The sequence below is a fragment of the Nocardia sp. NPDC041819 genome (assembly GCF_055590505.1).
Window position 1 is genome coordinate 381,053 of record NZ_JBVJAP010000001.1, and the last position, 18,365, is coordinate 399,417.

Consider the following 18,365-nt stretch of genomic DNA (forward strand, 5'->3'; position numbering starts at 1 on the left):
GCGACGAGCGTCTCCGCCCGCCGTCCCCCGTTGGGGTCTGCCCACGGCCTCCCCCCGCAGACAGATCTGGATCTACGGTCACTGCTTCGCGGTCGCGCTTACCGACGGGGCAGCGACTGCACGATTTCACTCTTGCGCACTTGCCGCGAAACGTCACGGGTGTTCTCTCCCTTGCGGACCAAATCGAACCGCGATGTCAGGGGCGCCCTCTATCGGCGTTGCTCATCGATCGCGGAAAGCTGCCGATCACGCCGTCCGGTGTGGTTGCGCGTCGTTACTCGCTCGTACCGACGCCTGGGCTCTATGGTTCTCCCGGACAACGGGGTCAGGTAGCCGAACATTCTCTGCCCGAACGGATGGTGGACCTTGACCAACTCGACCGATAGCGAACCGACCGCGTACGAACCGGCCACGGCCGGTCGGCGCTCCGAGGCGATCCACCGCTTCCTCGTCCAGCCCGCCGACGCGGGCATCGTGGGCTCGGTCGACGGCGGCAAACTCCTCGAATGGATCGACAAAGTCGCCTACGCGGCAGCGGCCCAATGGAGCGGCCGCTACTGCGTCACCGCCTACGTCGGGAACATCCATCTCGATCGGCCGATCGCGGTCGGCGAGCTGGTCGAATTGCACGCCGACCTGGTGCACACCGGGCGCACCAGCATGCACATCCTGGTGACGGTCTATTCCACCGATCCCACGCGGGTGAAGCCGGTGCAGTCGGCGCAGTGCCTGACGATCTTCGTCGCGGTGGACGACGCCAAGCGCAGCGTCGAGGTGCCGCAATGGAATCCGACGACGCTGCTGGAACTGCAGCGGCACCGGCAGGCCCGCGCCCGGATCTCGGTGCGCAAGCAGATCGAGGAGGCGATGGCCGCCCAGCGGTACACCTCCGCGGGTACCGCGCCGAGCGCCACCCTGCGGTTTCTGGCAGCGCCTTCGGACATCAACTGGGGTGGCAAGGTGCACGGCGGTCGGACGATGCGGTGGATCGACGAGGCGGCGTACGTATGCGGCGCGGACTGGGCCGGACAGCGGGTCATCACTTCCTACTTCGGCGGTATCCGTTTCTACCGCCCGATCGTGATCGGCCACGTCGTGGAGGTCACCGCGCGGCTGATCCACACCGGCCCGCGCAGCATGCACGTGAGCGTGCACGTGACGTCCACCGACGCGCACTCCGACGAACCGGCGCTGGCGGCGCACGGCCTGGCCGTGGTCGTCGCGGTCGACGACGAGGGGAAGGCGCGCAACGTGCGGCAATGGCGGCCGGTGTCCGAGGAGGATCTGGCGCTGGACGCGCACGCCCGGCACCTGATCGAACTGCGGTCGCTGGTCGAGCCGTTCACCACGGCGAGCGCAGTGCCCTCGGATGCCGAGCCGAGTCATTTCCGGATCCCGGCCCCGAATTGAGGCCGTCTACACTAGTTACCGATGAGTAAGTTCTTCGCGTCGGTGGACGAGGTGACCGGGCGCCTCAGCGAGGCCGGGTATCTCCCGTCCCTCGATATCGCCACCGCCGTGTTCCTCGCGGGCCACCTCGGCAAGCCGCTGCTGATCGAGGGCCCCGCGGGCGTCGGCAAGACCGAGCTGGCCAAGGCCGTAGCCGCCGCGACCACCTCCGACCTCGTGCGCCTGCAGTGCTACGAGGGCATCGACGAGGCCCGCGCTCTCTACGAGTGGAACCACGCCAAGCAGCTGCTGCGCATCACCGCCACCGACGACGAAGGCTGGGACAGCACCCGCGACCACGTCTTCACCGAAGAATTCCTCCTCGCGCGCCCGTTGCTGGCCGCCATCCGCAACCCGCGCTCGACGGTGCTGCTCATCGATGAACTCGACAAGGCCGACGTGGAGCTGGAAGGACTGCTGCTCGAGGTGCTCGGCGACTACCAGGTGAGCATCCCCGAACTCGGCACCGTCACCGCGGTCCGTAAGCCGTTCGTCATCGTGACCTCCAACGCCAACCGTGAGCTGTCCGAGGCGCTCGAGCGGCGCTGTCTGTATCTGCATATCGATTACCCGACGGCGGAACTGGAGCGGGCGATCGTGCGGATGAAGGTTCCGGAATTGGACGAGACGCTGGCGGAGCCGGTGGTCCAGGTGGTCGGGGCCTTGCGTCAACTCTCGTTGCGCAAGGCTCCATCGATCGCCGAAACCGTCGACTGGGCGAAGACGTTGGTCGCCCTCGGCGTGCGCAATATATCCGGCGGTGTCGTTCGCTCGACACTCGGAGTGCTGTTGAAACACCAATCCGACCACCGCCTGGCGGTAGAGCGGCTCGGGCTCGAGATGGATACCGAGCCAGGAGGGTGAGATGAACTCCGGGCTCCGTCGACTCGCTTCGTACTCACCCGTAGGGCTGCCGCGCAATCCGGCCGCGCATGCGCCCACCGGCTGCTCCGGCGTTGCGAGGCATTCGCTGAGAAGCACCGTCAGGCCGACGCGCCCCCGCACGCCGCCGCTTCCGGCATCCGCCCTCCGACTGCCGTTCGGGCCGGTCACCGTGCCGACTACGAGGCGGAGTCGGGCATGAGTCTCGCCGAAGACCACGCCGGTGAGGCGGGTCGCGACCGCTCCGGCTCGATGACCGATCGGCTGGTGGCATTCGTCGGCCTGCTCCGCGATCACGGCATCAACGCGGGGCCGAGCGAGACCATCGATGCGGCGGAGGCGATGGTTGCCCTCGGAATCGACGATCGCGATCGCCTGCGCTCCGGCATGGCTGCCTGCCTCCTTCGCCGCAATGGTCAACGCTCCGTGTTCGACCAGCTCTTCGATCTGTACTTCCTGACCGCCCGGCAGCCACAGCCGGTCGATCGGTCGACACCCGAGTCCATCGAAGCCTTGCGGGATCGCCTTGTCTCCGCGCTGGCACAAGATGATTCGGAGTCCGTCGCCGAACTCGCCCGCCGGGCGCTCAGCGAACTCGGCGGCTACGGCGGCGCGGGCGCCGGGCAGTCCACGCCGGTCACCACCGCGTCCGGCGCGGGCTGGTCCTCATACCTGACCATGAAAGCCTTACGCCCGGAAGAACTAATCGATCGCATCGTCGCGGGCATGAACGGCGCCTCCCGGCTCGACACCACCGTCCACACCATCGAAGCCAACCGCCGCCTCGCCGCGTTTCGCACCGCCGTCCAGACCGAGGCCCGGCTGCGTTCGGCGCAACTGCGCGGCACCGAATACATCGCCCGCCGCGGCGTCGAATCCAGCACCGACCGGATCGATTTCCTGGGCGCCCGCGAACAAGACCTCGCCGAAATGCGCCGCCTCGTGCACCCTTTGGCCCGCAAACTCGCCACCCGCCTAGCCGTCCGCCGCCGCAAAGCCGTCCGCGGCCAGATCGACCTGCGCCGCACCCTGCGCCGCTCCATGGCCACCGGCGGCGTCCCCATCGACCCGGTCCTGCGCGCCCGCAAACACGGCCGCCCCGACCTGGTCGTCCTCGCCGACATCTCCGGCTCGGTCACCGGCTTCGCCGAATTCACCCTGCACCTCATCCAGGCCCTGCAAGACCAGTTCAGCAGGGTCCGCAGCTTCGGCTTCGTCGACACCTGCGACGAGATCACCCACTTCTTCACCCCCGGCGAACCACCGACCCCCGGCACCGCCGCCCGAATCATCCGCTCCACCAGAGTCGCCCGCTTCGGTAGCTCCAACTACGGCGAAGCGTTCCAAGGATTCCTCGACAACTACGCCGACGCCCTCGGGCCGCGCACATCCGTGCTCATCCTCGGCGACGGGCGAACCAACCGCACGGATCCGAATCTCGCTGCGGTGCAAACCATTGTCGACCGCGCGAAACACACCTACTGGCTGAATCCGGAACCGTCGCGCTCCTGGTCGACGGGGGATTCCGCCGCCCACGTGTACGCGGACTGTGTGACGATGCACGAGTGCCGGAACGTCAAGCAGTTGGCCGAGGTCATCGCGCGGCTGCTGCCGGCCTGACTCGGCCGCCGGAATGGCGCCTCAGCGGGATGCCCGCTCACTGACCGCCGGACGCAACTTGTGGACCACGGCGGCCGTCGCGGTGGCGATGACCTCATCGACCCAGTCCGGAATGGGCGCCGCGCCCGCGATGTACTCGCGAACGAGCCCGTAGGGAATAGCTTTGACGGCAGCCATCGCGATCGCCATGCGATGCTCGTCGGCTTCGCCGAACTCCGTCGCGACGGCAGCGCGTAGCGCGTCGTTCATGCGGTCGTTGACCGCGGCGATGTCGGCGCGCAACTCGGCGGAGCCCACCTCGAGCAGTTCCTCACGCCGGAACATCTTCATCGCACGAGCTTCGGTGGGATGTGCGCGGCAGTATCGCGGCAGGTGCATCGCGGCGGCGAGCAGCGGGTCGGCTCCCGACAGCGCGGCGACGAATCCGGTGTGGAAGCGCTGGATCGAGCGCAGCCACAGTCGTGCGAGCAACTCGTCGCGGGAGGCGAAGCGCACGTAGATCGATCCGGTGTGGACGCCGGAGGCAGCGCTGATCGCGGCGATGGTCGGCCTGGTCGTCGCCGGATCGGCGAGCAAGTCGCGCGCGGCATCCAGGATCTGGTCATCGGTGAATCGCCGGGGTCTTGCCATGGGGGAGAGCTTAGGGCAAAGTTTAGGAATATGGATTCAAAAACTCCGTTCCCGGTGACGGGCAGTCTGCTCGCGTTCATCGGATCGGCGCATACCGCACTCGGCGTCGTCATCTGGGCGACCGGCCGAGAGCAGACCGAACTCGCCTTCTGGTTCACCGCGTTCGGAGTCGCCGCCGTCGGCTTCGGTATCGCCGTGATCGAGACGGAGCGAACGCGCGGCTACGTTCCAGCGCCGATCCTCGCCGCGATCGCTGTGCTCACCGCGTTCGGCCTCGCGTTCGAGCCGGTCTCCGGGTTTCTCACCGTCCTGGTGCCGCTGGCCATCGGCGTCCGCGGATGGTTACGCCATCGCCGCATCGCCGCGGTTCCGGCAGGGTAATTCCGGCCCCGCTCAGCGGAGGTGAGCCGACTCCGTATCCGCCGCCGCGAGCTCGACCGAAATCGCTGTCGCGACCGGCTACAGGTCGACTACGAGCCGACGCCGCCGATGTCGGGTCGACCTCGGCCGAGCACGCCGCGCTGGATTGTGCCGCCCGTGGTCGGAACGCCTCGGTCGTGGACTTCGGTTCCGCTCGGGCGCAGGAAGGTCCCGGCGGCGAGGGCCACCGCAGCGCCGACCGCCGGGTATATGAGGGCATCGGCGTGCCGGTACCAGAAGGTGGCGTAGCGGCTGTCGGTGGTGTCGCACAGGTCATCGATCGACCGGGTATTCGTTGTCTGGTCGACACAGATCCCGACGTAGATCGGTTGCGCGGTGTCGGTGGTCGGCGTAGTCGAGGGGATCCGAGAAGTGGTCGTCACCGGTGGGGTAGTAGTGGTGGTCACCGGCGTAGTCGTGCGAACCGGAGGCTTCGAGGTGGTGGTGTAGACCGTGGTGACGATCGGGCGGGGAGCGGCGGTGCCACCAGCTCCGCACCCACTCGACACAAGGGTCATAGCCACCAGGGCGGGAAGTGTGTACGAGACACGGCGCGACGCCATGACCCGCTTCTGCCGACGATCCCGGCCCGATGTGCCGCTCATGTATCCCCTCCCGGGTCCGTACGAACCACTGTCACGAACCGCCCGATGCTAGCAACGCGCCAGCGCGCGCACCGTCGATCCGCGGTTCGTGAAATGCCAATTGCCAGAATGTTTTTCCCCCTTGATCCCCGATTCGTTCCAATATCGATATACGCGCTGAACAACCGGGAGAACTCGTCAACGCGGAGTGCGTGACGATGCGCGCGTGCTGCATCGCTAATGCAGTTGACCGAGGTCATCGCGCGGTTGCGGCCGACGTAGAGCCGCAGAAACTTCGCACGGTAATTCGCGAATTCCTCTGGCCGGTCTTCACCGCCACCCGCGACCCATGCGGTCAGACGGCTTACTCCTTGTCGGCGATCAGTCGGTTGCGTCGCTCTGAGCTCGCTCGAGACCACGCATCAGCACATCGAATCGCGGGGCCTCGGGCCAGCCCGGCCGCAAGGTGCCGACTCGGTACCACCCCCACCGGCGATAGTTGTCATACGCCCGCTGATTATCCGGGCGGACCAGCAGTGTCGCGCGCTCCTCGGGCCGTCCCGCGAGCAGTTCGTCGTGCAGGGCCCGCGCGATACCCCTCCCGGTGAATTGCTTGCGCACCATGATCTCGCTGAAGGCGAATGTGCGCGAACCGTTCTCGGCGGTGAACGCCGGGTGGTCGCCTTCGTCGAGCCGCAACCCGTCCCACCATGCGGTCTCGGCGGTGAGCGGCCAACCCCACGCCTGCCCACAGAGTTCGCCGTCGAGACGAGCGATCACCAACTCGAACGCGCCGGCGCGGGAGGGGTCGGTGTAGGCATCGAATCGGTGCATGAACGCCTCGGGCGACTCGAATTCCTCACCCGACTCGATCGCATCGACGTAGGAGTCTCGGAAGATAAGCTCGACTTCGTCGCGGAGGTCGCGAGCCTGTGCGGCGGTGTAGTGCTGAAAGCCGATGCCGTCTATCGAGCCGGACTGCTCAGGACTCACGCGGTAACCACCCGTCTTGCCAGTTCATCGCCTCTTTGCCGTGGTGCTGTACGAGCTGATCGTCAGTGCGCGCGGCGTTGCCGGCCCTGATGCGGGCCGGTTGTACGCCGCGCCGATCCTTGATCCGATTATCGAAGGTGTCACGATCGCGCACGAGGTATCACCGTTGGACCTGCTGATACCGGCACTCCTCATCTACCGGGCCCCGCCGGAAGGCAGCGGTCGCGCTGGGCCTGCCGTGGAGGACCACCAGAAACTGCGGTGCGCTGCTGTCGGTGTGACCGCATCGGTGAAAGGACCTGAGACTATGAGAGCTCATCTCTACTCACCGAATACACGCTCTGCGCGGCTGCCGGCTTCCTTGACCGACATCCGGCCGCCTGCGGACAGTACACCGATCACGGTTTCCCTCGCGATCTCTACGAGTTCCTCGTCCAACGCTGCTTCGTCCAGTGCCTCGAAGACGACGAACGGTGCCAAGCGCAGCAGTCGCTTGAGGAAGTCCCGCAATATTTCTCGCTCTGTCAGACCTCGGAGATCCATGCGTCGCCAGACTCGCAGGATCGACTTGATCAAGTGTGGACTGCCACCCAAGGCCGCGCGCCGCGCGTAGATCTGATCGAAAGCCGCTTCACCTAGGACATGCAGCGCCGCATACGGGTCGGAATCGGCCGGGGAATACACCAGATGCGCTCGCCACCACATCCGGCCGAAGACATGACGAGTGAGATCGGAACCGACGACGCGGTCGGCCGGCGGTTTCGGGTAGCGCCAGTGAGCGACGTCGGGGAGAACGATCAAGGCGAAAAAAGCCCAGACGTCGCCGGCGGCAGCTTCTGCCGGGGCGATGCGCATCTCCTTGTGCCACGCAACGGCGAGGTTGAGATCGAAGGAAACCTTCTGGCGCGCGTCAGGTGGCTCCGGAAAGCCGGATTCCTTGGCCAGGTCGATGACCACGTCGCGAAGGAACTGCAATTTGTCACGGTCGACACGGGTACCGCCGGTCGCGACGAACACCGCGGATTCGTCAGCGATGGCCCAACGGTTGTGCAGGTCGAGCGGGCTGAGCTCCTTGTATTCGGCTGCCAGTAGTTTCGCACGGTGGCGCAGCAACCGAGGGTACAGAAGTGTCACGCGACCCCCTCGAAGATTTTCACGGCCGCCTGCAGTTCGGACGCGAACAAGTTCGGGGATTCCTGTGCTGCCAGTCGGATATCCGTGATGGACCGGCCCGGGAAGAGTCGGCCGAACAGTTCCTGCAGCGTGGCACCTAGAGTTTCATCGACGTAGTGCGAGTCGTCATCGAACTCACTCAGGCGCAGGGCGTGGTCCACCATAGTGCGGGCTACGTCCGCGTAGAGCGCCGACAGTGCGATCTTGTCTTCTATACGCGGACTGCTCGCGCGTTGGAGGGCTTCGGTGACGACCGTCTTCTTCTCATTGACGAGCAGGAGGAGAGAGCCCATCGTCGCCGCGTCGAGGTTCGTGCCGATCTCCAAGTGCCACGCCGCGTCACCGGGATAGTCGGTTCGGTCGAAATCGACTATGGCGATCGGGAATTGCGGAGCGTCACCTTGTAAGCGAATCTGCCTTCGATCACTCCACAGGACCGAGCCACCACGACGGGGGGCTACCGGACGACCACTGCCGTGTCGGCGCCGCGCGAGTACCAGGGCGGTGTCCAACAGCACGACACCACCGAGATCCGCACCCGGAAGATCGGCGCGCAATTCGACTTCGCCGCTGCCGGGGACCACCGCGCGCATCACTGTTCCCCTGAGTTTCGATCCCGTCGATGTCCAGATCGCGGCCAGAGTGAGTTCGGCACCCGGGTCCAGTGTCGATTCCGCAAGGGCGCGGCGCAGATCGATCTTGATAGTGCGGCGCAGACTCAGTGTTGTCTGATAGTCCCAATGGGGGTAGGACTCCGGCAGCGGCATTTCGTTGCCGTCGACCGACAACAGCCACTCACCTGCCTGTATGGCGGCTGGCGACGGCTTCTTGTAGGGAAGAACGCGATGGGCCATCAGCCGACCGCCTCGGTGTAGAGCATGATGTCGGTCATAGTGTCGGATGCAGGCTTCACCACGGCCTTCCAGATCTGGCCGTCGCCACCTTCGATGACATACGACGGTACCTGGTGGATCTCGCCGTGCGGATCCTGCCAACCGACGAGGCCAGGCATATCGGCACCGGCGGGGGGATCCATCTCTAGGCCGCCGTCACTGTTCAGGGCAACGGCCAGATCGACGGTGACTCGTTGCGGAATGCCGACCGGCACACGGAAGCGCTGCACCACCACGGCATTCCCCCACAATTCCTCTGGCTCTGGATCCCCGATGTATTCGATCTTCGGGCGTCGCCGTCGCTGTTTGACCGGCTTCACTGCCTCGGCATACGGATCGGTGTCGGTCGAGTTCGTATCCTGCCCATACTCGAGCGATCCGGGAAGCTCGTGCCCCGCTGTGCCCGCAGTGTCGGGAATTTCCACCTCTTCTATTTCATCGATCTCTTGTCGTCGACCACTCGGGCGACGTGCGGGTGTCGGCCGAGCGGGCGGTGCTGTGTCGCCTGGCTTGCCGTAGTCTGTGGCCGCACCGATACCCCACGCGCCGCCCACGAGAGGCGAAAGGCGTTCGCTGGCTGCCCCGAGCGATACTTGTGCAACCTCGACCCCACTGCTGCCACGCGGGCCGAACATCTGCTCGATGGCCTCCTTCATGCGTACGAAGGTCATCTTGACGAAGGAGTAGTCAGGATAGTCCAGCGACTGGTAGTTCCAATTGTCGTGGGTCGGCGGCTCGGCCGCCGCATAAGCTTCGTCCATCGCAGTATCGGCTCGGAAGACACCTGCATACGCGGAGTACTCGCTCGCGGGCTTGGGTCCGGGCCAATACGTCACCACGAGTTCGGCCGGGCGCATCAGGCAGACATGATGCACCATTCCATGTTCGAACCCGGCCATTCGCTCGGCGTCGGTAGGCTCGAACCGCTGCGCCATCGACTGGTGCACGGCAAACCGCCCGAGTAGCTTCTTCGGCCTGCGGCAGTGCAGTTCCTGTGCCTCGCTGCCTACCATTTTGCGGTAGGCAGAGACGAACAAGCGCAGAGACTTCATCTCGGCGGGTTGCGGCACCTTGTATTCGATACCGTCGCAGGTCACGGAGAATCGCATGGGAACAACGCCGTTGCCGTCGGGCATCATCTTCGGCCACAACTGGCATGTGATCGTCTCGGCGAGATATCGGGCTACGGCGGCAGGCTCTGCCCCTTCCAAATCGGGGTCGAGGATGACGATCGTCGTCCCCGTTTCGGTGTCTTCGAACGGTCGCAGCCCGAGTTTCCGCGCCATCGCATCGGCCTCGGCGCCGACGAGCGGCTCGATCACGTCGCCGGAAGTATCTCCCCACCAGTGCCTGCCGGTATAGCGGCGATCGCGGTCGGACTCTCTCGCGTCATAGCTCTTCCACAGCGCCGCCCCCATCAATCGGGTCTCGTAGCGCCCCTCGTACTGGCACCGGGTGTGCACCAGGATCGTTCCCGGTCTCGAGACGAGATAAAGAATGCCTTTGCCGAAACCGTAGGTGCCTCCGCCCAACGCTTGGTCACGTGGTTCACCGATATTGCGAAGGAAAGCAACGAAGTCGCGACGATTCTCGGTGACCGCATCGGCTCGGGTCGGTCCGCCCAGCCCCCGAGTGCCCCGGTCCGAGATCGACAACACCCGGATAGTGGGCTGCACCAATGAGTCGCGGAGGGGAAGAACCTGCTTGGCAGGAGCCCGACGCAGCAGATTGTCCCTCCATGCCGGCGCGTCGGCGGCGCTGACCGTCTGCAGATCGATGCGGTAGTCCACCGAAACGCCGTCACTGCTACGAGCATCCCAGCTGTTCTGCGCCGATTCGCGGACCAGGATGGTCAGATGATCGAGTTCGGGCTTGCCGAGTTGATTTCTTATTCCCTCCGCAGCGCTGGCGCCTTCCGGAGGAAAGGGCTGGGAAACCCAAGCAGGCGCAGTCACACGTGCTCCTCGATCATCATCCGAATATGTCGCTCCACTTGGCTGTCCTCCATCGGGCCTGGCGTGTCTCCCGACAGGTCGATCGTGTAGTCGACCTCGCGCACGTTCGAGGAGATCGCGGCCGCTACCAGGTCGACGGTGGTTAGTCGCGGAAACGCGACATCGACGTTGTACCAGCGTTGTTCGTCGACTGCGTACCGGGCGTGGCGGTAATGGTCGTCGTCGGCTTTGCGGTAGCCGATCGATGCCAGCTTGTTGAGTACGGCCGTCTCGTCGTCGGAAAGCTCGAGTACGCGATCGATAAGGTCGAGGAAGCCGACGCCCTCGCGCACGGTCGGTTCCAGCCGAAGCCAGACCAGCCCCAGTACACCGTTGATCGGCGGCTCCAACTGATCAAGGCCGTGGATGCGAATCCGGCGACCGTTAGGACTTGTCGAGGTTTTCACCTCGAGAGCTCCCGCGTCGGTCGCGAAATCATGACGATAGCCTGACGGCCCTCGCCACAACAGATGAGCGCTGCTGTCCTGCTCGAGTAGCCGCGCCAACACGATCAGTTCACCGAAAAGTCCGGCTCGTTGCTCCGGGCCCAGCGGCGGACCGGGATTTTGAAACAGCGCCTTCCACCGATCGAGTACTCGGTTGAGAACCTTCAGCGGATTTTCGGGGGCTGCTTCGGTTGCGATAAGGACATCAGCGCACAACGTCGTGAAGATATCGCTGAGGTCGGATCGAAGACAGGCCAGATCGGCGTAGTCGTGCCTGGTCCTGTCGTCATCGAGGGTCCGCTTGTTCAACATCAGGACCGGGCCGTTGAGCCCCTTGCGTACATTCTGATGCGCACCGACCGGCACCAGCAGGTGCCGATTCCGCCCGCTGTCGATCGCGACTGCCAGCGATCCATTCGGTGTGGGCACGGGTAGCTCGGAGACGGCAACGACTGACGACATCGACGGTGGACGATGTTCGAGGCGTCGCCAGTGATCGTCCAGGACATCTCTGATCTCTGTCGACATCAGACGTCCTCTGCTTCGAGGGCGCTGAAGTCCTCCTCCTCTATCTCGACGCCGGACAGGTCTGCCGAGATGTAGTTGGCTTCCCATGCGACGGTGCTGTCGTCGTGCTTGGGCTTCGGGAACACCAGACCTACGCCGATGACATGCTCCGGTGCGTTCAGCGGTTGACGCTTGTCTTTCGAAGGCTGGGGCTCCGAAACCTTGTCGATCGGGTACAGCACCAACAGTCCGGCGTCGGCTTGTTGTGCAGCACGAGCCTTCTGGATATCTCCTTCGGTCGTGCTGGTCGTGATGCCCGCGAGGTCCAAACCTGCGTCACGACGGCTCATCAACGTCTTGATGTCGGAATAATCTGATCCAGAGGAGAACTGCGATCGAACGATTGTTCCGACGCGAATCCCTGGCGCGAAGTCGAACTGCTCCGGACTGTTCTCGGCTGGTTTCCCGACCACCGCGACGTTCCAACGCCGCAGTGTCCCCGCATTTCGGATACGCTTCTCGATGTATCCCGCCATCAGTTTAGCGTCGCACTCCTGCGACCGCTCGTGAAACTGGTAATTTCGCAGGAACTCCAGTACGGCATCACTAAGGACATCTCGAATGAGGAAGCGTCCATCTGTAGGGCTTCCCTCGACGCTACCGATCCGGATAGCCTCGTTCACGAGCTTGCGTGCTGCCGATTGATTCTGCCGCAGCCACTCGGATTCCAAACGGAAGTATCTGGTCTGGACGCGTTGTCCACCATAGGACGACGACGCCGACACCGCGTCCTTCATTTTCGCGGCTGCCGTCACGCGCAGCGCGGGGTGTGTTCGAAGGCGTACCGCGAAGTTCATCGGTGTCTTACCTTCGGTCATATAGACATCGATGTCGCGCCGCATCTCGGTCTCGACCGTCGCCAGGTGGCGGAACCAGTCCTCGAGTTCCTTGGTCATCCAGATGCGCGGCAGGTCGGCGTAGCCCTTGCGATAGCCGAACCAGCGGCCCATCTGTAGCAACGTGTCATACGTCGAGACCGAACGCACGAAGTAACTGACAGACAGACCTTCGAGCGTCAGACCGCGCGACAACGTGTTGCCACCCACCGCGATAGCGACCACAGGGCCATTCTCGTAGTCGAGGCGGTCGGTGCTCTCCGAGTTGTCCATCACCACACGGCAATCACGCAGTACGCCGGGCAGTTCTGCCTGGAGTTCCTGGAAGGAGACGAACTCCTCATGGAACTCGGCAGCAGGCACGCGAGAGGTCTCCTCGGCCCAGAGCGCACGCAACTCGCTCTGTAGCGCGATATCCCCCAGGTTGCGGCCGACCTTGGCTCGTAACGACAGCAGGGGGTCCCGGAAACTATTGTGCACGGCGGTGCGAACGCTGGTGTGGATCAGCATCGTGCAGTGCGGATTTCCCCCGCCGCGCACGCGCCGCGCAGCAGTCGTCAGCCAGAAGTACAGCACCGCTCGACGCAGGGTCTCCGTAATAGTCGGGTAGAAGCCTTCGGCGTCCGCCCTCGTCTTCGGTCGAACGAGTTCCACATCGTCGTCGGGCACGGTGCGGATCATGTCGTAACCGTCATCGACGTCGTTGGGATCTTCGCCATCCAACGCGTACCGGCCGAACAGCACCTCCGTACCGAAATGGCCTTGCGGCTGAGGAAGGTTCACAATGAAGTGTTCGGGATACAGATCCTCAGCGGCAGGATTGATCAGCAAGTTGGCGAACGGGGACGCCGTGTAGCCGACATAGGCCGACTTCGGCAGTGTATTGAGGATCTGGCGGATCAACGGGTTGATAGACTTCGTCGCGACAGTCGCTTGGTCGGCCTCGTCATCGATGATCAGCGCCGGGCAATCTGCCAGGTACTCCGAAGCGTCCCCGAGCCACTTCACCAGTTTGCGCAGCACGGTGGCGTTCTTCTTGACGACACAAAGGACGTGGGTCTTATTCGACTTGCCGAAGAAGCTGGCGGGGTTCGCGGTCGGTCGGAAATCATGATCCAGGTCGGTGATCTGGGACCACAGTGTGGGATTCGGCTCTACGAGCTGCTGAACCAAGCGGGTTTGGGTCTGCCTGCGGAGACCGTTGTGAATTCCCGCGAGCACGATGAACAGCTTGTAGCCGCGGTCGGCCGCCTTGGCCATCACGGCCGTGAAGTTGGTGGTTTTGCCGGACTGCACGTAACCGACGACGAGACCACGCGTCGAGAAGGAGCTCTGCCTCGGATGCTGTAGGAGTGAGACGACTCGCGTCGAGGATCCGTCCAAGCTATCGAGGGATGTCTGCGGCCAGCCATCCTTGGCCAGTCCGGCGGTGATGGACGGCCACAGCTTGTCATCGGGGTGAGGCCCGGCGTACCAGGTCTCGTAGTTGTCGATCACGACAGACGGAGGCTCACGCATCTCCTTGATGCGCACCACTTCCCGCTCGTGACGGTCCACAATCCGCTTGATGACGTCATCGGGGGTGGAGAACAGTCGGAGCTTTTTGATCGCCTCGGCCGGCGTGTACGTATCGAGCAACAACCTGAATACATCGAACAGCTCGTCTTGCTCGTCAATCACATCGCTCACCGGCATCTCCCACTGCGTGCTACCCCTACCTCGACGATGGGAGGTTTGGCTCCCCCGCGCTGCGGGTAACAGTATCGGCTCGATCCGATGATTTTTGGGTAAGTGGATGAAGTGTTACCCCGCTGATGTCAGGTATCGGACTCTGACGCGGGTTCGCTACAGGCCCCGGTGGACCCGATGGGTTCGACACAGAAGGTGCGGCGACGACGCCAGGTTCACCTGCGAGGACGGTCAGACGAACAGTTGGCCGACTCGCGCGAAGTGGTCAAGGGGCGCTGAGTCACGCGTGTCGATCCATGGACGATCGACAACCTTTCGCGCATCCTCATGACTCACTTGCTTCCCGAGGGCAGCCGACAGCACGTGCAGAGCCAGTACGGGCGGAATCGCGTTGCCGATCTGCTGGGCGATGTCGTTGCCCGACCATGGATAGTCGAGCGGGAATGTTTGGAGTCGGCCGGCCTCCGCCAGGCTGAACCGCGGACTTTCGATCCCCGCGCCGTCGACGATTTTATTTCGCGACACTTTGCCGGTGATAGTCGCCGACGGTTCTCGAGAACCGCGACGCCCTCGTAGTTTGGGATCGCCACCGGTGCCGTAGTTCGAGATGACGTGGAAGTCGTAGCCGCGATTGAGCGCGCTGCCCATCGTCTCCCAGGGAAGGAGATCGGAATCGCCCACCGCGCGTTCGACGCCCTTGCGATAAGGGCGGTGCGTTGGTGCCGGGAGTTCGCGCGCACCATCGAGGCTGGCGATCAGGATCGCACGGCGACGGGTTTGCGGGACGCCGAACTGTTCGGTACGAAGGATGCCGCAGCGGACGTGATACCCGATCTCCTCTAGGACGGTGCGTATCTCTTGCCAGATAGGCAGAACTGCTGGAACCTGCTCCAGCACAATCACTTTGAAGGGGTCGTCGCGTCGGTGTGCGGCCAACGCCCATCGCAGGGGCTCCAGAACGAGGCCGGTTCGCTCGTCCTTCAGCGTAGCGAGGTCTTCAGAGACGTCCTCGCCCTGACCCATCCGGGCGACGTACCGCAAAACCTCATCGAGGGCCTTGCGGCCGGCTCCCGAACCAGCGACAGTAAACGTCTGGCAGGGCGGCCCACCGGCTAGTATCCAGGCGCTCGGTGCTGTCCCAGGTCCGAAATCACGTACATCGTGCGGGCGATCGTTCAGGCCGGCAGCCGACCTTGTCGCGCATGCGTTCCGGTCCCACTCGAATCCATAGACGCTCAACCCCAACCACCGCGCGGCCACATCGAGCCCACCGGGCCCGGCGAACAGGTCGATCATGTCGACTTGGCGCGGTCGGGGTTGCTCGTGCGGATCGGAGGGCATGACTCGCGATCTTAGCGGCGGGCCACCGCGTCGCTATAGTGCGTTCAACAGCCGGTCAACGCTGCCCGCAGGGCAAGGCCGACCGCGCACGCGGCGGGTGGCGGGGTCGCATTTCCTACCTGGCGATATCGCGCGGTTTTGCGGCCTTCGATACGCCAGTGCGCAGGAAACCCCTGCAATACGGCGACCTGTTCGATGGTGAGTTTCACCATGTGTTCCGGCCCGAGAGCGGGGTTCCACACGAAGTCGACGGCTGGTAGCTCGTCGTTGATCGACCGAGCGTTGACGCCGATTCTCGCCCAAGCTTTGACAGAACCCTTCGGCCCGAGGTCCCCACCGCCGCGGTCCCATGAACCACCGACGATCGTGGGCGCGATCTCGTTGGCCTGTGCCGCCCACTCGTCGGCCTGAGGCCAGCCGCGTGCACCCATGGAAGGCTGCAACACCGTGCCGACTGTCAGGGCCAGGCTGGGCGGCAGAGCCGTCAAGTTCATCTCGAAGCGTGTGATATCGCCGCCGCGCAAGGCGACGAGGATGCCCAGAAGTCGGTGCTGCGGTACCCCGAAGTCGCGCGCATCGATCACCAGCCATCGGTACTCGTAGCCAGCACTATCGAGGTACTTCTCGACCCGGGACCGGCTGTCCCTGTACTCGGGTCGAGTGACCATGTCGGGCACGTTCTCGATCAGCAAGGCACGGGGTCGCAGTTCCGACGCCAACCGGCCTGTGGTCTCGAGCAACTCCAACTCCCAGCCGCTGCCACGTCGTCTCGATGCCGTTGCCGCAGACTTCACTCTCGGGAGGCCTGCGGCTAAGAGATCGATATCGATCGACTGTGGTAGATCCCACCGCGGTTCGAACTTCAGCAGGTCTGTGTTGAGCACATTCCAGTGAGGCCGGTTCGTCCGTAGCGTCGCGCACGCGACGTCGCGATTGTCGAGGAGCAGGATGGGATCGAATCCCGCCTGCTCGAGACCGAGAGCGAGTCCACCGGCACCTGCGCAGAGTTCCACAGAACGCATTCGCCGACCTGTCGGCACCACTCGCCGGTCAGTGTGTTCTGGGCTGGACAATTCCTACCTCCCCACCTGGTAGACGTTCTTATTCATGATAGTGCGCGGCTTTTCACGTATGGCGCTGCTCGTCCAAGGGTCACCTTCCGCTGATTTGGCGGACGACCCAGGTGTCCAACCGACAGCGCGGCCAGGGTGTGTGCGGCACTGCTGACCATCGCTTCGTGATGTGGTTGGGAGCGGACCTCGCCGCCGTGGCTCGGTGGCGATGAGGATGGAATCTCCGCAACGATAGGTTGGTGTTCAGGCCGACGGTGCGTTCAACGCGCAGTACGCAGCCGGACCGTCACCGGTAGATGGTTCACTTCCAGCGTGGCCCGCGCGACCTCGTGCACTCCGGCTCCCGGAGCGAGTTCCAAACGCGCCCGTGCGACGACCGTGGCCAGGATGGTGACCGCTTCGTACCACGCGAATGGCTCGCCGATGCAGTTTCGGTTGCCGATCCCGAATGGCTGATATATCCCGGACCGGGTGACGGTCTTGCGGTATTCGGGCGTCCACCGGTCCGGGTCGAACCGTGCCGGATCGTCGAAGTACTTCGGGTTGTTGTGCAGCGTGTACGGCGAGTAGAAGAGCGTGGTGCCCGGGGGCAGCGTGACTCCGGCGAGGTCGATCTCCTCGATCGTCTCGCGCGTACCGAGCCAGGTGGGAGCGTACCGGCGCAGCGTTTCCGCCATCACTCGCTCGGTGTACTCGAGACGCTGGATGTTGTCGGCGGTGACCGGACCGCCGCGTAACACCTCGGCGACTTCCTCTTCGACGCGCTCCCGCACATCCGCGCGCCGCGCCAACTCGTAGAAGGCGAAAGCCAAGGTATTGGCGGTGGTTGCGAACCCTGCGGCATAGAGCGTCATCACCTCGTCGTGGAGTTCGCGGTCGGTGAGCCCGGTACCGTCGTCGAAGCGCGCCGCGAGCAGCATCGACACCAGGTCGCCGTAATCGGCGTCGCTCGTCCGGTATTCGGCGATGATGCGGTCGATCGCGTCGGAGAGCCTGCGCACCGCGGCGTCGAACGTGCGGTTGCGCAGCGGTATGTGCGCCAGCCAAGGCATCATGGTGCGTTTCGGTAGCTCGTCGACGATGATCGGGAACGAACGCAGCGACTCGGCGACGACCTCTTCGCCGAGTTCACTGGCGAACAACGCCTTTGCGACGATTCGCATGGCCAGCACCCGCAACCGGTCGTCCAGTTGCAATCGGGCGCCGTCGCTCCAACTGTCGACCATGGCATCGGCTTCCTGCTGCATGATTCGCACGTAGCCGGCGATCTTCTCGTAATGAAAGGCTGGTGCCATCAGGCGGCGATGGCGCAAATGCTTGGGTTCGGCCGACACCGACAGACCGTCGCCCAGCAGCACCCGCATGGCTTCGAAGAACGCCCCCTTCTCGACGCTGTGCGCCGCCTTGCCGCGCAGCACCGAATCGATCAGCTCCGGGTCCGTCAGCAGGTATGCGTCTCTACTGCCCAATCGGATCAGCGCCAAGGGTTCCGGCGTCCGGTGCAATTCCGCGAAGCACTCCAGTGGCCTACGGCGGAGGGCTGGTCCGTGACCGACGACCGGCCATGCTCGCTGGACAGGGCGGGCAACAGCCGTATGCGTACTCATGGAGGCCCCTCGTAAGTTCCTGTGCCATTTTCGCTTAGCTGTTCGTGTTTGTCGTGCTCGTCGGCGAATGTCGATCGGCGATATCGGATAGGTTCGGCATCGAGGTGCCAGCCGCTTCTCGGACCGAGAACAAGAAACACGGTTGCGCACCTTGGTTTCGACGATCTC

At 64.1% G+C, this 18,365-nt stretch carries 15 protein-coding genes; 4 read left to right on the forward strand and 11 right to left on the reverse strand.

Going from position 1 to position 18,365, the window contains the following annotated elements; genetic code table 11:
- Positions 1-366 precede the first annotated feature (366 nt).
- The 3 genes from ACZ6DL_RS01755 (at position 367) to ACZ6DL_RS01765 (ending at position 3,951) form a co-directional block, all read left to right on the forward strand.
- Positions 367-1,410 carry an acyl-CoA thioesterase gene (locus ACZ6DL_RS01755; RefSeq protein WP_466048371.1) on the forward strand — a complete coding sequence of 348 codons (1,044 nt, stop codon included), beginning with the start codon at positions 367-369 and terminating at the stop codon, positions 1,408-1,410.
- Positions 1,411-1,431: 21 nt separating this feature from the next.
- Positions 1,432-2,313, forward strand: coding sequence for an AAA family ATPase (locus tag ACZ6DL_RS01760; protein WP_466048373.1), 882 nt, complete (start codon positions 1,432-1,434; stop codon positions 2,311-2,313).
- 216 nt (positions 2,314-2,529) lie between these two features.
- Positions 2,530-3,951: a vWA domain-containing protein gene (locus ACZ6DL_RS01765; protein WP_466048375.1), complete on the forward strand. Its 1,422-nt coding sequence runs from the start codon at positions 2,530-2,532 to the stop codon at positions 3,949-3,951.
- A 21-nt stretch (positions 3,952-3,972) separates the two neighbouring features.
- Here ACZ6DL_RS01765 and ACZ6DL_RS01770 read toward each other — a convergent pair whose 3' ends face one another.
- Positions 3,973-4,581 (reverse strand): TetR/AcrR family transcriptional regulator, encoded by a 609-nt coding sequence (locus tag ACZ6DL_RS01770; protein ID WP_466048377.1) that lies wholly within the window; start codon positions 4,579-4,581, stop codon positions 3,973-3,975.
- Positions 4,582-4,611: 30 nt separating this feature from the next.
- Here ACZ6DL_RS01770 and ACZ6DL_RS01775 point away from each other — a divergent pair, with 30 nt between their 5' ends.
- Positions 4,612-4,962: a DUF6463 family protein gene (locus tag ACZ6DL_RS01775; RefSeq protein WP_466048379.1), complete on the forward strand. Its 351-nt coding sequence runs from the start codon at positions 4,612-4,614 to the stop codon at positions 4,960-4,962.
- Positions 4,963-5,051: 89 nt separating this feature from the next.
- Here ACZ6DL_RS01775 and ACZ6DL_RS01780 read toward each other — a convergent pair whose 3' ends face one another.
- The 10 genes from ACZ6DL_RS01780 to ACZ6DL_RS01825 form a co-directional block, all read right to left on the reverse strand.
- A complete protein-coding gene (locus ACZ6DL_RS01780) occupies positions 5,052-5,384 on the reverse strand; it encodes a hypothetical protein (RefSeq protein ID WP_357955331.1) in 333 nt (110 codons plus the stop codon).
- 582 nt (positions 5,385-5,966) lie between these two features.
- Complete coding sequence (locus ACZ6DL_RS01785) at positions 5,967-6,578, reverse strand: GNAT family N-acetyltransferase (RefSeq protein ID WP_466048381.1); 612 nt, start codon at positions 6,576-6,578, stop codon at positions 5,967-5,969.
- 321 nt (positions 6,579-6,899) lie between these two features.
- Positions 6,900-7,691: a DUF6339 family protein gene (locus ACZ6DL_RS01790; RefSeq protein WP_466048383.1), complete on the reverse strand. Its 792-nt coding sequence runs from the start codon at positions 7,689-7,691 to the stop codon at positions 6,900-6,902.
- 17 nt (positions 7,692-7,708) lie between these two features.
- A complete protein-coding gene (locus ACZ6DL_RS01795; RefSeq protein ID WP_466048385.1) occupies positions 7,709-8,605 on the reverse strand; it encodes a hypothetical protein in 897 nt (298 codons plus the stop codon).
- Positions 8,605-10,599 (reverse strand): hypothetical protein, encoded by a 1,995-nt coding sequence (locus tag ACZ6DL_RS01800; RefSeq protein WP_466048387.1) that lies wholly within the window; start codon positions 10,597-10,599, stop codon positions 8,605-8,607. Before ACZ6DL_RS01800 ends, ACZ6DL_RS01795 begins: the two co-directional genes overlap by 1 nt.
- A complete protein-coding gene (locus ACZ6DL_RS01805; protein ID WP_466048388.1) occupies positions 10,596-11,699 on the reverse strand; it encodes a PD-(D/E)XK motif protein in 1,104 nt (367 codons plus the stop codon). The genes ACZ6DL_RS01800 and ACZ6DL_RS01805 overlap by 4 nt, the downstream gene beginning before the upstream one ends.
- Positions 11,612-14,176 (reverse strand): Z1 domain-containing protein, encoded by a 2,565-nt coding sequence (locus tag ACZ6DL_RS01810; RefSeq protein WP_466048389.1) that lies wholly within the window; start codon positions 14,174-14,176, stop codon positions 11,612-11,614. The genes ACZ6DL_RS01805 and ACZ6DL_RS01810 overlap by 88 nt, the downstream gene beginning before the upstream one ends.
- Before the next feature lie 231 nt (positions 14,177-14,407).
- The gene (locus ACZ6DL_RS01815) at positions 14,408-15,517 is read right to left on the reverse strand and encodes a DNA cytosine methyltransferase (RefSeq protein WP_466048391.1); all 1,110 of its coding nucleotides are present in this window, start codon (positions 15,515-15,517) and stop codon (positions 14,408-14,410) included.
- A gap of 44 nt (positions 15,518-15,561) precedes the next feature.
- On the reverse strand, positions 15,562-16,539 hold the full coding sequence (locus ACZ6DL_RS01820) for a DNA cytosine methyltransferase (RefSeq protein ID WP_466048392.1): 978 nt from the start codon (positions 16,537-16,539) through the stop codon (positions 15,562-15,564).
- A gap of 311 nt (positions 16,540-16,850) precedes the next feature.
- Entirely contained in the window at positions 16,851-18,197 is a 1,347-nt protein-coding gene (locus ACZ6DL_RS01825; protein ID WP_466048394.1) for a cytochrome P450, read from the reverse strand.
- Positions 18,198-18,365 lie beyond the last annotated feature (168 nt).

Coding starts and splice junctions, on each gene's coding strand:
- ACZ6DL_RS01815 (WP_466048391.1), bottom strand. CDS start 15,517: ATGCCCTCCGATCCGCACGAGCAACCCCGACCGCGCCAAGTCGACATG.
- ACZ6DL_RS01765 (WP_466048375.1), top strand. CDS start 2,530: ATGAGTCTCGCCGAAGACCACGCCGGTGAGGCGGGTCGCGACCGCTCC.
- ACZ6DL_RS01760 (WP_466048373.1), top strand. CDS start 1,432: ATGAGTAAGTTCTTCGCGTCGGTGGACGAGGTGACCGGGCGCCTCAGC.
- ACZ6DL_RS01805 (WP_466048388.1), bottom strand. CDS start 11,699: ATGGGAAGCCAACTACATCTCGGCAGACCTGTCCGGCGTCGAGATAGA.
- ACZ6DL_RS01795 (WP_466048385.1), bottom strand. CDS start 8,605: ATGGCCCATCGCGTTCTTCCCTACAAGAAGCCGTCGCCAGCCGCCATA.
- ACZ6DL_RS01820 (WP_466048392.1), bottom strand. CDS start 16,539: ATGCGTTCTGTGGAACTCTGCGCAGGTGCCGGTGGACTCGCTCTCGGT.
- ACZ6DL_RS01770 (WP_466048377.1), bottom strand. CDS start 4,581: ATGGCAAGACCCCGGCGATTCACCGATGACCAGATCCTGGATGCCGCG.
- ACZ6DL_RS01775 (WP_466048379.1), top strand. CDS start 4,612: ATGGATTCAAAAACTCCGTTCCCGGTGACGGGCAGTCTGCTCGCGTTC.
- ACZ6DL_RS01825 (WP_466048394.1), bottom strand. CDS start 18,197: ATGAGTACGCATACGGCTGTTGCCCGCCCTGTCCAGCGAGCATGGCCG.